This is a genomic window from Limnofasciculus baicalensis BBK-W-15 (genome assembly GCF_024178385.1).
GTDB classification, from domain to species: domain Bacteria; phylum Cyanobacteriota; class Cyanobacteriia; order Cyanobacteriales; family Coleofasciculaceae; genus Limnofasciculus; species Limnofasciculus baicalensis.
Genome location: NZ_JAMZMM010000162.1, coordinates 1 through 13,437, shown reverse-complemented (window position 1 = coordinate 13,437; position 13,437 = coordinate 1). Strand labels below are relative to the sequence as shown.

At 44.0% G+C, this 13,437-nt stretch carries 9 protein-coding genes and 1 pseudogene; 5 read left to right on the top strand and 5 right to left on the bottom strand.

Features of this window, described 5'->3' with window-relative positions:
• Positions 1 to 143 precede the first annotated feature (143 nt).
• Positions 144 to 800: a Uma2 family endonuclease gene (locus tag NJ959_RS16325; RefSeq protein ID WP_254012798.1), complete on the top strand. Its 657-nt coding sequence runs from the start codon at positions 144 to 146 to the stop codon at positions 798 to 800.
• A 215-nt stretch (positions 801 to 1,015) separates the two neighbouring features.
• Here NJ959_RS16325 and rsgA read toward each other — a convergent pair whose 3' ends face one another.
• The 5 genes from rsgA to grpE form a co-directional block, all read right to left on the bottom strand.
• Complete coding sequence (gene rsgA / locus NJ959_RS16320) at positions 1,016 to 2,308, bottom strand: small ribosomal subunit biogenesis GTPase RsgA (protein ID WP_254012797.1); 1,293 nt, start codon at positions 2,306 to 2,308, stop codon at positions 1,016 to 1,018.
• Positions 2,305 to 2,565, bottom strand: coding sequence for a sulfurtransferase TusA family protein (locus NJ959_RS16315; protein ID WP_254012796.1), 261 nt, complete (start codon positions 2,563 to 2,565; stop codon positions 2,305 to 2,307). The genes rsgA and NJ959_RS16315 overlap by 4 nt, the downstream gene beginning before the upstream one ends.
• A complete protein-coding gene (dnaJ, locus tag NJ959_RS16310) occupies positions 2,562 to 3,689 on the bottom strand; it encodes a molecular chaperone DnaJ (RefSeq protein ID WP_254012795.1) in 1,128 nt (375 codons plus the stop codon). The genes NJ959_RS16315 and dnaJ overlap by 4 nt, the downstream gene beginning before the upstream one ends.
• 334 nt (positions 3,690 to 4,023) lie before the next feature.
• Positions 4,024 to 5,994 (bottom strand): molecular chaperone DnaK, encoded by a 1,971-nt coding sequence (dnaK, locus tag NJ959_RS16305; RefSeq protein ID WP_254012794.1) that lies wholly within the window; start codon positions 5,992 to 5,994, stop codon positions 4,024 to 4,026.
• Between the two features lie 198 nt (positions 5,995 to 6,192).
• On the bottom strand, positions 6,193 to 6,987 hold the full coding sequence (grpE, locus tag NJ959_RS16300; RefSeq protein ID WP_254012793.1) for a nucleotide exchange factor GrpE: 795 nt from the start codon (positions 6,985 to 6,987) through the stop codon (positions 6,193 to 6,195).
• A gap of 1,068 nt (positions 6,988 to 8,055) precedes the next feature.
• On the opposite strand from grpE, the pseudogene NJ959_RS30725 reads away from it, so the two are divergent.
• From NJ959_RS30725 to NJ959_RS16285, 4 genes and pseudogenes are all read left to right on the top strand, one after another.
• Positions 8,056 to 8,421: pseudogene (locus NJ959_RS30725) on the top strand (hypothetical protein); the annotation flags it as partial.
• 298 nt (positions 8,422 to 8,719) lie between these two features.
• Entirely contained in the window at positions 8,720 to 10,717 is a 1,998-nt protein-coding gene (locus NJ959_RS16295) for a GspE/PulE family protein (protein WP_254012792.1), read from the top strand.
• Between the two features lie 139 nt (positions 10,718 to 10,856).
• Positions 10,857 to 11,996, top strand: coding sequence for a type IV pilus twitching motility protein PilT (locus NJ959_RS16290; RefSeq protein ID WP_254012799.1), 1,140 nt, complete (start codon positions 10,857 to 10,859; stop codon positions 11,994 to 11,996).
• Positions 11,997 to 12,246: 250 nt separating this feature from the next.
• On the top strand, positions 12,247 to 13,437 hold a 1,191-nt coding region (locus tag NJ959_RS16285), incomplete at its 3' end, for a type II secretion system F family protein (RefSeq protein ID WP_254012791.1).

The following is a 13,437-nucleotide window of genomic DNA, read 5'->3' as shown; positions in this document are numbered from 1 at the left end:
TAATCGCAAAGGTACGCAAAGAGGGGAAATAAGGAGATTGGTTGGTGGTAATTTTTGCGATCGCATTTGGTAGATATTTCTAATAATTTATTATTTAGGCTACTCTTAAAGAAGCTGTCTGAGTAATTAATGGAGTCAAACCAATGACTATTACTATTCCCATTCGTGCCATCGAAGTTACTCCGGGTAGTATGATCAGTATTCATAACCTGTCTTGGCAGGATTTTGAAGAAATTATCGCTGAATTGGGAGAACAACGCAATACTCGCATAGCTTACTACCGAGGTACTCTGGAAATTATGTCTCCTTTGGCAATTCATGTTAGCGAAGCTTGCCCGAAGGGCATACGTCCCCATCGCATTATTGCTGATATTGTTAAAGCCATTCTCGATTTCCAACAACGGGATTGGGATGATTTTGGTTCGACTACTTTGAAACGCCCACAAATTGCTGGAGTTGAACCCGATACTTGTTTTTACATTCAGAATGCTAGTCTGGTTAGAGGTTGTACTGATATGGATTTGGATATTTATCCACCTCCGGATCTTGCTATTGAATCTGATGTAACTTCAAAGACTACGTTGGATGCTTACAAGGCGTTGGGTGTTCCGGAAGTGTGGATTTATCGAAATCGCAATTTGAGGATTTATCTTCTCCAAAATGGGGAATATCTTGAATCATCTGTCGGTCTTGTTTTTCCAGATTTACCGATTATGGAAATGATTCCTAAACTGGTGCAAAAAGCCATTGATGACGGAAGTAGTCGAATGCTGCGGGAATTGAGAATAGAGTTAGGTTAAGATATTGAAAATTGTCAAAAACGAGGCGACTTAAACGAATTTCGCAGCTACACAAACCAATTCCGCCTTCCTGAAATTTGTTTGTGTCCCTCGTTTCCTAGTCTCCGACTAGGAACACTATCTAGAGGCTCTGCCTCATCTTTCCACTTTCTACATTTATCACCAATAGTATCCTTGAAAGCCTCAATCCTTCAAGCTTAAACCTTCAACCTTCATCATTCATCATTCATCCTTCTTCCTTCTTCCTGATATAATCCCTCAAGTTCTTGGTGTTGACTCCGACGAGAAGTACGCCGATATTTATTACTTTGCAGCTTCGGCTCGTATTTGGTTTCCCCTTTTCCTTTATTTTTCGCCTTCAAAGTTGATTCTGGATCTCCTCTATCGTTCAATTTCTCTTGACGTGCGATTGCCTCCGCCAAAAAGTCCAGATAATGCTGATAACGTTCCCAATCTCCTCGGACTGCACAATTTGGCTCATCCTGATGTAAACAATCATTAAATTGACAGTTACCTTCAGCTAATCGCTGACGTGCTTCTGGGAAATAATTAACTAAATCTCCTGGATTACAATCCAAATCAGGTTGATTGAATCCTGGAGTATCTGCTAATAAACTACCATTGGTAAATTCAAACAATTCCACATGTCTTGTCGTATGTCGTCCCCGTCCTAATTTTCCTGTTACTTCTCCCACCCGGAGATTATTTTCTGGTGCTAGTTGATTAATTAAACTAGATTTCCCTACCCCAGAAAGACCTGCAAGTACAGTAATTTTGTGGTTTAATCTATCGCTAAATTCTCTTAAACCTATATTATTATAAACACTAATAAATATTGGTTGATAGCCCCATTCTCCCAGACGTTTCTGCCAATTCTGTTGTTGTTCTATGGTAACTAAATCACTTTTATTCAAGCATAACCCAACCTTTAAACCAGTGGATTCTGCCTTAACTAAAAATCGACTAAGTTGGTAAGGATCTAAAGTAGGTTCCGCCATCGCAAAAACCACGATAATTTGCTCTACATTAGCGATAGGGGGACGATCCAGTTGAGTTTTGCGGTGGAGAACATCTGCGATCGCACCGCGTCCTCCAGCCCAATCTGGTTCTTCAACTAAAACGCGATCGCCCACCATCACCCGTTGACCAATTTTTTTCAGCCTACTGCGGCGGGTACATAGGAGAGTTTTGAGTTTTGAGTTTTGAGTTTTTAGGTTTGAGTTTTGAGTTTTGAGTTTTGTTAGCGAAGCGGGACGAAGTCCGTTTTGAGTCTCTGTAGGGGCTAGTTGGGGCGACAATTTCTCCGCCTCACCAATCACCTCAATTGAATCCCCCTCCGATCCGTTTGGGTCAGTCCCTCCTAACTCACCAGCTCGATCTATTTTAGAGCCATCTTCAACCTCCAAATCTAGCCGAACCTGATAGAAGTTAGCTTGAACCGCGATAACTATCCCCACTAATGGTGTGGAGAATTCTGATTTGTCGAACTCGGTTTGTTTCCCACTCATGCGGGACAACGTACTTTTAGGGAAAAGTAGTTAGTGCAATCTTCAATAGCTTCAATCGGGTAACCCGCCATCGCCAAACTATCTGGGACTTGTTCAATTGGCTCTCCAGGATCGAGCCATACCTCTAATAATGTACCTGGAGTCATTTGTTCCAGACGGAGTTTAGTCCGGACAAAGTTAATTGGACAAGGTGTACCCCGCAAATCTAGCTGGGCATCAGGAGTTTGGTCGATCGTCGTGAAAGATGGGTTACTCATCCGCGAAATAGCCCTCCTAAGAAATCTTCTATACCACCTTTACCAGTGCGATCGCCTTTTAGCTTCGCCAGCTTCTCCAGAAGTTCTCGTTCCTCTGGACTAACGCGGACAGGGATATCAATCAAAATCGTAATTAGATGATCTCCGCGACTTACCGCATTCCCTAATTTAGGTACGCCGTGATTTTCCAAAGTCAATACAGTACCTGGTTGAGTACCTGAAGGAATCTTTAACTCCACACCACCATCTACAGTATCAACTTCCAGACGACAGCCCAAAATTGCTTGTAAATAGCTAATCTTCAACTCCGAGAGAATATTAATTCCATCCCGATGAAACTCAGCATCTTCCTCAACAAACAAATAGACATATAAGTCACCAGGAGGACCACCGCGCAATCCCGAATCACCCTCTTTAGAAACCCGCAGCCTAGTACCATTATCCACTCCCGGTGGAATCGTAATTTTCAGCTTTTTAGTTTCTTGTTTGCGACCTGCGCCACCACAATTATCGCATTTATCGTCAATCACCTGTCCTTCGCCATTACATGTCGGACAGGTTGAAACTTGAGTAAAACTACCAAAAGGAGTACGAGTAGCGCGACGAACTTGACCAGTACCGCTGCATGTCGGACAAGTGCGAGGTCTAGTTCCTGGCTTTGCCCCGATCCCATTACAAACATTACAGTGTTCTAGATGGGGAATGCGAATTTCCTTTTCGCCGCCAAATATAGCTTCCCGAAATTCCAATTTTAAATCCAGTCGCAGGTCATCACCTCTAGCTGGACCGCGAGAGCGAGTTTGTGTTCGCGTTCCCTGACTACCTGCAAAGCCACCGAAGAAACTTTCAAAGATATCGGCAAAACCCATGTCGCCAAAATCCGAGAAGCCTGCCCCTGCACCTGCGCCACTGACACCCGCTTCCCCAAAGCGATCGTATCGCGCCCTGACTTCTGGTTCCGACAGGACTTCGTATGCTCGATTAATTTCTTTGAAACGTTCTTCTGCACCTGCTTCCTTATTCACATCTGGGTGATACTTCCGGGCAAGGCGACGGTAAGCACGCTTTAGTTCCTCTTTATCAGTGTCGCGGGAGACACCTAGAATTTCATAGTAATCAGGCATAGAGCACTGCGGGAGAGTTTGGTTACGTTAAGGGTGAGAAACTGTATCCTAGCGATACAGAACTGTACAAGTCTTGTTTGTTTGATCGGATCTGGCTCATTTGAGCCAGATCTGATTGGCCTATTCTGCCATCCTGATAAATCAGTTATGTTTTGCCTAGTGCAATGTTCAAATGGCTTGTTAGGAAGCATGCACATGACATCTCTATACATTTTGGCTTAAAAAACCAGGATATCGCTACCTGATTTACCAAAGTCGTTCCGGAATTGAGGATTTTAGGATTCAGAAGTCAGGATTGTTACTTACTTCTGACTTCCGACTTCCATGACAATCCCTAGTCAACTGTCTCGTAGTCAGCGGTGACTGTCTCATCATCAAAATTCAGAATCAAGTCGCCTTCTTCTCGCTCTCCGGACTCCATATCGGAACTAAATGCGACCGTTGGGGATACCTCTTCGGTCGCATCTGTGACCTCATCTGGATCTGAATCGGGAGCTGCTTGCTGATAGACAGCCGCACCAATTGCAAAGAGCGTCTGCTGGAAATCCTCCAGTTTTTGTTTTACTTCCTCGATTGTAATAGATGGATTAGCAAGAGCTAGTTGTAACAGTTTCTTTTTCTGTTCTCCCTGAACTTTCAGATCTTCGCGAATTAGGTTGGGGTTATCATTTATCGTTGTTTCATAGCTGTAGAATAGGCTATCTGCTTGGTTTCTCAATTCAACCAACTGAATGCGACGGCGGTCTTCTTCTGCAAATTTTTCTGCTTCTTGCCGCATCCGTTCCACTTCTGCGGTACTTAATCCTCCTGTGTTAGTAATGCGGATGCCTTGCTCTCTACCTGTCCCTTTGTCTGCGGCTGCGACTTTGAGAATCCCGTTGACATCGATGTCAAAAGAGACTTCAATTTGAGGGACACCACGGGGAGCTGGGGGAATCCCGGCAAGTAGGAATTTCCCCAGGCTCTTGTTGTCTTTTGCCATGGCTCGCTCACCCTGCAAGACATGGATTTCCACTGAGGTTTGTCCGTCGGTAGCCGTAGAAAAGATTTGGGACTTACTAGTGGGAATCGTGGTGTTCCGTTCAATAATTTTTGTGAAGACTTCGCCTAGTGTTTCGATCCCCAGGGATAGGGGGGTTACATCCAAAAGGAGTAAGTCTTCTACTTCACCGCCCAATACCCCGCCCTGAATCGCTGCTCCCAAGGCTACTGCTTCATCTGGGTTCACCGACTTGTCAGGGGTTCTGCCACCAAAAAACTTACTGATGGCTGTTTGGACGGCGGGGATACGAGTGGAACCGCCAACTAGGAGAATTTTATCAATGTCATCGGGCTTCAGTTCACAGTCTTTGAGTGCCTGTTTGACTGGTTCAATCGTCCCTTCAATCATGTGACTGGCTAGTTCTTCAAACTTCGCTCGTGAGAGTTCCGTTTCCAGATGTTTGGGACCTGTTTCATCGGCTGTAATGAACGGCAGGTTGATCGTGGTGGAGCCAACACTAGAGAGTTCAATTTTGGCTTTTTCTGCTCCTTCTCGCAAGCGCTGCAAGGCCATTTTATCTGATCCTAGGTCGATCCCCTCTTGTTCCTTGAAGTTTTTGATCATCCAGCGAACGATGACATTATCGAAGTCATCGCCTCCTAGGTGATTATTACCGGATGTTGCTTTAACTTCAAAAACGCCATCTCCCAGTTGGAGTACCGATACGTCAAAGGTGCCGCCGCCTAAGTCAAATACGAGGATTTGCTGCTCTTGGTCTTGTTTATCTAAACCGTAGGCTAGGGCGGCGGCAGTTGGCTCATTAATAATCCGCAGGACTTCTAATCCCGCGATCGTCCCTGCATCCTTGGTTGCTTGCCGTTGGGCATCTGTAAAGTAAGCTGGAACTGTGATTACTGCTTGCTCTACAGGTTCACCAAGAAAATTTTCTGCATCAGCTTTGAGCTTTTGCAGGATCATTGCTGATACTTCTTGGGGAGTGTAATTTTTCCCTCGAATCTGAACATCAACGGTATCATCGCGACCCTTAACACAATTGTAAGGAACCCGCGATCGCTCTTCTACTGTGTCATCCCACCGTCGTCCGATAAAGCGCTTAATGCTGTATACCGTATTCTCGGCATTGGTTACGGCTTGTCGCTTTGCCAGTTGACCTGCCAATCGTTCGCCGCCCTTACCAAATCCCACCATACTCGGAGTGGTACGCCCTCCCTCCGAGTTAGAAATAACGATGGGTTGACCCCCTTCTAACACAGCTACGCAACTATTGGTCGTACCGAGGTCGATGCCAATGACTTTTCCCATAGCGCTTCGGCCTAAAGGTATATAAAGTTTTCATTCATTTCAGGTGAACCAGTTGCCCGATCTGGCAATATTGCTGGTTCAACCTTTCCTTCGACTGACTTTTTGGTTAATTTTAAGAGAATGACAATGAAAATAGTATAGACAAATGCTCTTATCTATCATTTATCATTATCTCTTCTCTGTTGCTTTATCGGGTTTTCATGCTGGTTCTTTTGTGTCATCCTCTGAGGTTACCACGGGCATCGGAGCCGCAGCAACTTTGACCATAGCGTGGCGCAGTACCCGTTCGCCTAACAAATACCCCCGCATGAGTTGCTCGATCACCACCCCTTCTGGGTATTGATCCGTTGGCTCCCGCATCACCGCTTCGTGAAGATTGGGGTCAAATTCCATCTCTTCAGCACGCATGGGGGACACACCGATACGCTTGAGGGAGTCTACTAGCTGCTTGTAAACCCCCTGATAGCTTCTGTGAATCCCCATTTCCCCATCATTTTGGGGTTTGATCTGCGATCGCGCCCTTTCAAAGTTATCCACAACAGGTAGTAACTCCTTGAGGGTGTTCCCTTTCACTAGATGTTCCAGGTCTTCTTTTTCTTTAGCGGTACGCTTGCGGAAATTGTCAAAATCTGCTGCCATCCGCATCGATTGAATTTTGAGGCTCTCAAATTGCTGATTTAGCTCGTCTAATTGAGCTTGCAGAGCTTGATTTGCTACCTTCAAGCCTAACATAGCCGCTAAATCCGCATCGCCTGAACTTTCAGGCGTTACTCCTTCGGCTGTTTCGATATCCGACATAACTCCTGCATCAGTCACCGCTTTTTCAGTCGCTCCTTGTGCGCTTAGTTCATCTTCCTGTTGAGACTCAATATCGGTTCCCTTTGAATCTACCTCTGTTACAGTCGATTCTAGACCACTGTCGTCTCCTTCGACTGGTATCGGTTGATCTGTCTGTGTTAAAGGGCTATCTGGCTGCTTTTCTTCGTCGCTCATGATCCACTCGTTCTAGTTGAGATACTGGTAATTATTGCGATCGCGTTGACCACTTTAAAAATGCTAGCTAACAACTGTTAACATTTTCTTGCTGTTTTACATGGAAGTGTCGGGACTCCCGCTCAAAGAAACCTAGACAAAGCTACCCAAAGGTTGCCAAGGCTAGACATCTAAGTTGGTAATTTTAGTCCAAAGTCCTAAAACTACAGGGATAAACAGCAACCCCTTTATCCCATCCATAAAGTTTGGGATTACTTTACGCGCTATATTCAGACTGCCATTGGTATCGGCATTTATTATTTTGCCCGTGGCAGTCTGAATATAAACCGCGCTGAATACGCTTGCCACTAAATACAGGTTTGATATCTGATTTAGTCTTGAAAGTTGGTAGAGTATCGCCATCTAAAGCACTAGATGCCTTGTCTAGATCTGGGGAAATTTTAACTTACAGTTTCTCACCGTTAGCCTCCCATCGGTGCAAGGTTTTGACCGTTACATCTAAGAGCTATACTGCTTCTTGGGGACTTAAACCAGACATAACCTCATTAGAGCGCAGGTTTTGTCTAGGTTAAGGGAGTTTTGTACAGTTTTTTTTTCCTCAGCTATTTAACCCCGTCAACAGGCTAACACAGTCAAGCTCACTACTTTTGCTACTCTTGATGCCATCCAGATCTTGAGGAGATTACTGAAGTATCTGAATAAGTCCCCAGATCGGGAGTGTCAGGAGGGTTGATAACAGTTGCCAAAATACATAGATTTACCGAGACTTATACTAGCAAATTCTCTGTATTGCAGTGGAGAGATAGATTAGTACAGCAAACCAGACAAAACTCCGTCCCTTCTGTGTAAACACCCTGACGGGATTGGGAAACTGAGGGCTGCCATTAAATTAGTCCGAACTGAGTTAATATATAGAGATAAAGTCAGGTCTCAAAGAATATTGCGCTTTATGACCACTCTCACGTACTGCAAAGCACTCCCAACACCGATAGATGAGTTAAACGCCATCGGCAAAACTCAGCTAGAAATGTTTTTGATTGCTTATACTCCAAGATAAAGTCAAATCCACTCCGGGTTTATGTCCCTAAGAATCAAGTATTTATAGTTGGTTCGACTGATGAATCTTACGGAAATCAAGTCTGTCAATGGGATGGCGATCATCTTAAGTTTAGAGTTCCAGCTTGCTTAGAGTCTAAATTTGGTAAATTTCTCGAGTCGAAGCTTGGAGACTTCCAGAGAAATATTAACCGCCTACCAGCAACAGGAGCCAAAACTTGGCACTTTTATTATAAGTCAGGTTCCTGGTGTGCTGCTGTTAGTTTTACCCCGGAAAAAGTTAAGCAGGTATCGCGTTGTGTCGATTATGGTTCTATCGGTATTGACCTGAACCCCGGCTCAATTGGTTGGGCTTATATTGACAGTGAAGGTAATCTAATAGAGGGATTGAATTAATTACCGTCTCTAACTGGGATTTTCTGGCCAACCTCGGCATCTCTTAAGCGTCAGTACGCTTAAGAGATTGCTTAAGAAACTTATACCGTTGAGTTTTCCTAGGTTTACCTAAATTTTTAGAAGCGGTCAGTAGCCGTATTGAAGAGGTTTCAAAATCTATAATGGATAGATGGATATTCTACTACAGGATATACATGGTTGCCCGGTGGCTTCTCAAATCCGATTAAATCCCTGAGTTTTGGGAATACTTGATAATTTAAGGAGATATACTCAAACCGCTATGACTCAATCCTCATCACAACGACGTGCGCTGGTTGTCAGAAACGATTTTTCCCCTTTCGGCAATAAACTAATTCAGTCAGGTTACGTTGACCCGGATCAGATGCAGCAGGCATTGATGGAAACTCGCAAGTCAGGGAGACCACTGATCGAGATCTTGGAATCGATGACCGGGCGTCAGTTACCACCAGACTTACTGCGTCAGTACAAGAAACAACAATTATTTGAACTAAAAATTCTTTACGGGGTAGAGTATCTAGATCCGGAACTTAGCGATATTTCCAGTAACGATGTCTCTCAATTAATTGATACGCTGCTACCAATTGATATCTGTCGTCGCTATCGCTTAGTCCCGCTATCTAAGACAGATGATCCCCCATCGGTTTTGGTGGCGATGGTCGATCCTGACAATCTGGATGCCCAAGATGACCTAAACCGGATTTTACGACCTCAGAATATTGGGTTGCTCCGGAGGGTGATAGCCCTAGAAGACTATCAACAGTTAATTTCTGAGTATCTCGATCAGCAATTAGCACGCGCCAAGGAACAGGAAGCGGCTAAATCAGTTGATGTCAATTCCGATTTGGCGAATTTAGATAGTCTAGATGGTTTAGCGGATGCCCCTGATGAAGGGGAAGCTGATTTGGGTGATGCTTTAAGTGATGCGGCAGGCGCACCTGTAATCAACTTGGTGAACAAAATCCTGGCTAAAGCTTTGCAAGAAGGAGTATCCGACATCCACGTCGAACCTCAAGAAGAAACATTGCGGATTCGATTCCGCAAAGATGGGGTGCTGCGCCAAGCTTTCGATCCCTTACCCAAAAAAATTACTCCAGCCGTATCCGCTCGTTTCAAAATTATGTCAGATTTGGATATTGCCGAGCGGCGACTTCCTCAAGATGGTCGGATTCGGCGGATGTTCAATGGTAAGAAAATTGATTTTCGGGTTAGTAGCTTGCCCAGTCGGTATGGCGAGAAAATTGTTTTGCGTATCCTAGATAGCTCTAGTACTCAACTAGGGTTAGATAAGTTAATAAGTGACCAAGAAACCCTAAATATAGTTAGGGATATGGCTGCTCGTCCTTTTGGACTGATCTTAGTCACAGGACCAACGGGTTCTGGGAAATCTACAACCTTATATTCTATTCTGGCAGAACGGAATGACCCTGGAGTAAATATCTCCACCGCAGAAGATCCGATTGAGTATTCCTTGCCAGGGATTACTCAGGTGCAAGTATTGCGAGACAAGGGGATGGACTTTGCCTCGATTTTGCGATCGTTCCTCCGGCAAGATCCCGATGTCATTCTAGTTGGTGAAACCCGGGATAAAGAAACAGCAAAAACAGCAATTGAAGCTGCTTTAACAGGTCACTTAGTGCTAACCACTCTCCATACCAATGATGCGGCTGGATCAATTCCCCGCCTTGATGAAATGGGTGTGGAACCCTTCATGGTGTCCGGCGCTCTCATTGGTGTTTTAGCACAGCGTTTAATGCGGCGGGTTTGTTCGGAGTGTCGCATTGCTTACCAGCCAAGTTCGGCTGAGTTGGCTCGATTTGGTCTGTCAGCCTCTAATGAGGGGGAAATTAGCTTTTATAAGGCTAATAGTTTGACCCCTGAGAAAATCAACGAAGCTAGATCCCAAGGCGTACTGTGCCAAAAATGTAATGGTATTGGCTATAAGGGAAGGGTGGGTGTCTATGAAGTCATGCGCGTCACCGAACGGTTAGCCACCTTAATTAACCAAGGCGCTCCTTCTGAGAGGCTGAAGGAAGCGGCTGTAGAAGAGGGGATGGTAACTTTGTTAGCCTATAGTTTAAACCTGGTTAAGGAAGGATATACGACCCTTGAGGAAGTGGAGCGGGTAACTTTTACAGATTCTGGCTTAGAGGCAGAATTGAAAGCGAAACGGAAGACTTCTCTCACTTGTAGCTCTTGCTCTGCGGAATTGCAGCAGGAGTGGCTAGATTGTCCTTACTGCATGACACCTCGTTTTTAGAGTTATTTGTTATTTGTTGTTTGTTATTTGTTATTTGTTTTTAATGACCAACAACCAACAACAAACAGCCAACAACAAACAACAAACAACAAACAACCAACGACTAACAACAAACAACAAACAACAAGGAGATAATGCCATGGAATTGATGATTGAAGATTTGATGGAGCAGATGATCGAGATGGGAGGATCGGATATGCACATCCAAGCGGGTGCGCCTGTCTATTTCCGCATCAGTGGCAAACTTCAACCTTTTGGTGAAGATCCCCTGACTCCCCAAGAATGCCAGAAGCTCATTTTCAGTATGCTTAACAATACCCAGCGTAAAGATTTAGAGCAAAACTGGGAACTTGATTGTTCTTATGGTGTGAAGGGATTGGCTCGCTTCCGGGTCAATGTCTATAAAGAGCGGGGTTACTATGCGGCTTGTTTGCGGGCATTGTCTTCTAAAATTCCTAATTTTGACCAATTGAATTTGCCAGATATTGTCCGAGAAATGAGCGAACGACCAAGGGGATTAGTCTTGGTTACCGGACCAACTGGTTCTGGTAAAACTACTACTTTGGCGGCAATGGTCGATCTAGTTAATCGAACTCGACCAGAGCATATTCTGACAGTTGAAGATCCGATTGAATATGTATTTCCCAATATTAAAAGCTTAGTTCATCAACGTCAAAAGGGTGAGGATACTAAAAGTTTTGCCAATGCTTTGAAGGCAGCACTGCGGGAAGATCCAGACGTAATATTAGTGGGGGAAATGCGAGATTTAGAAACTATTTCTCTAGCTATTTCTGCGGCAGAAACAGGTCACTTAGTTATGGGAACGCTCCATACTAGTTCAGCCGCTCAAACAGTAAACCGGATGCTAGATGTGTTCCCGCCAGAACAACAACCCCAAATTCAGGCGCAGTTGTCTAACTCATTGGTGGCTGTTTTTAGTCAAACTTTAGTATCCAAAAAAAATCCCAAGCCTGGTGAATTTGGTCGGGTAATGGCTCAGGAAATTATGATTGTGACACCTGCTATTTCTAACCTCATCCGAGAAGGAAAAGCAGCTCAAATTTACTCGGCAATCCAAACTGGGATGAAATTGGGAATGCAAACTATGGAGCAATCTTTAGCCAATTTCGTTAAGCAAGGTGTCATCTCATTTGAGGCGGCTGTTTCTAAGAGTTCTAAACCAGATGAATTGCAGCGTATTCTTGCAGGTAGTGGTGGTATGCCTCCTGCTGCTATGGCAGGAGGAGCTAAAGCTGCTGCGACGGCGAAGACACGTTAAATATACCTCGTTTTTAGGATTGGTTGTTGGTTATTTGTTGTTGGTTATTTGTTATTTGTTGTTCGTCTTTAACAACCAACAACCAAGATAGAGATAGGGTGCGGAAGTTAACAAGTTGATCCTGTGGGTATTTCCAAATCCTATTAGTTGATTAGAGCTAATGGCTAATCGTTGATTAGTTCCACCGATTAGCCATTAGTCAAAATCTAATATTTATTTCAATTTTTTACCTTAATTACTGGGGAAAACGATGGCTACCTTTATTGCTCAAGTTCGTGATAATAGAGGCAAAACCTCCAAACAGAAAGTCGATGCAACTTCTATTGAAATGGCTCGTTCTATTCTCCAAAATCAGTATGCTGCTGTAGGTAAAATCGATAAAGCCATGAGCTTTGATTTTAGTTTGGCAGGGTTGAGCGAAAGATTTACTAAGGTAACAGTTAAAGATAAGGCGATTTTTTCACGCCAATTTGCGGTGATGGTTAATGCTGGTGTGGCAATCGTCCGGTGTCTTGGCATCTTATCAGATCAATGTCCTAATCCCAAGCTAAAAAAAGCAGTGACAGCTATTAGTGGAGAGGTGCAGCAAGGAACAACTCTGTCTGAGTCAATGCGGAAACATCCAGATTGCTTTGATACTCTCTATATCAGTATGGTGGAAGCTGGTGAGGTTGGGGGTGTACTTGACGAGGTACTTAACCGTTTGGCTAAATTGCTGGAAGATATGGCTCGACTGCAAAACCAAATTAAATCAGCAATGAGTTACCCGATTGTGGTTGGCAGTTTTGCGGTTCTTGTTTTTCTCGCCATGACGATCTTTCTAATTCCAATTTTTGCGGGTATTTTTACAGAAATTGGAGGGGAATTACCTGCTCTAACATCATTTATGCTCTGGTTGAGTGCCATACTCCGAAGCTGGAAAGCTTTGATTCCTGTCGCCTTTTTCATTGTTACAAGTTTTGTCATTAAACAGTATTACAAAACACCAATTGGTAGGTTGCAAATTGATGGCTTTTTATTAAAAATGCCCCTGTTTGGTGAGCTGAATGAAAAATCATCTGTGGCACGGTTTTGTCGGATTTTTGGTACTTTAACTCGTTCGGGTGTTCCCCTGCTCAACTCATTAGATATAGTTAAAAATACAGCGGGAAACCAAGTGATTGCTAACGCTGTAGAGGGTGCGAAGCAAGAGATTCAACAAGGGGGGATGATTAGCATTGCCATACAAAAAGAGAATGTTTTTCCTGGTTTAGCTATTCAGATGATTAGTGTGGGAGAAGAAACAGGTGAATTGGACACAATGTTGATGAAGGTTGCTGATTTCTATGAAGATGAAGTGGAGCAAACTGTTAAGTCTCTGACTAGTATTATGGAACCAATCATGATTATTGTTTTGGGGGGTATGGTGGGTACAATCTTGCTTTCTATGTATCTGCCAATG

Bases quoted from the DNA above. Each gene is read 5' to 3' on its own strand.
- NJ959_RS16325 (WP_254012798.1), top strand. From the start codon at position 144: ATGACTATTACTATTCCCATTCGTGCCATCGAAGTTACTCCGGGTAGT.
- rsgA (WP_254012797.1), bottom strand. From the start codon at position 2,308: ATGAGTGGGAAACAAACCGAGTTCGACAAATCAGAATTCTCCACACCA.
- NJ959_RS16315 (WP_254012796.1), bottom strand. From the start codon at position 2,565: ATGAGTAACCCATCTTTCACGACGATCGACCAAACTCCTGATGCCCAG.
- dnaJ (WP_254012795.1), bottom strand. From the start codon at position 3,689: ATGCCTGATTACTATGAAATTCTAGGTGTCTCCCGCGACACTGATAAA.
- dnaK (WP_254012794.1), bottom strand. From the start codon at position 5,994: ATGGGAAAAGTCATTGGCATCGACCTCGGTACGACCAATAGTTGCGTA.
- grpE (WP_254012793.1), bottom strand. From the start codon at position 6,987: ATGAGCGACGAAGAAAAGCAGCCAGATAGCCCTTTAACACAGACAGAT.
- NJ959_RS16295 (WP_254012792.1), top strand. From the start codon at position 8,720: ATGACTCAATCCTCATCACAACGACGTGCGCTGGTTGTCAGAAACGAT.
- NJ959_RS16290 (WP_254012799.1), top strand. From the start codon at position 10,857: ATGGAATTGATGATTGAAGATTTGATGGAGCAGATGATCGAGATGGGA.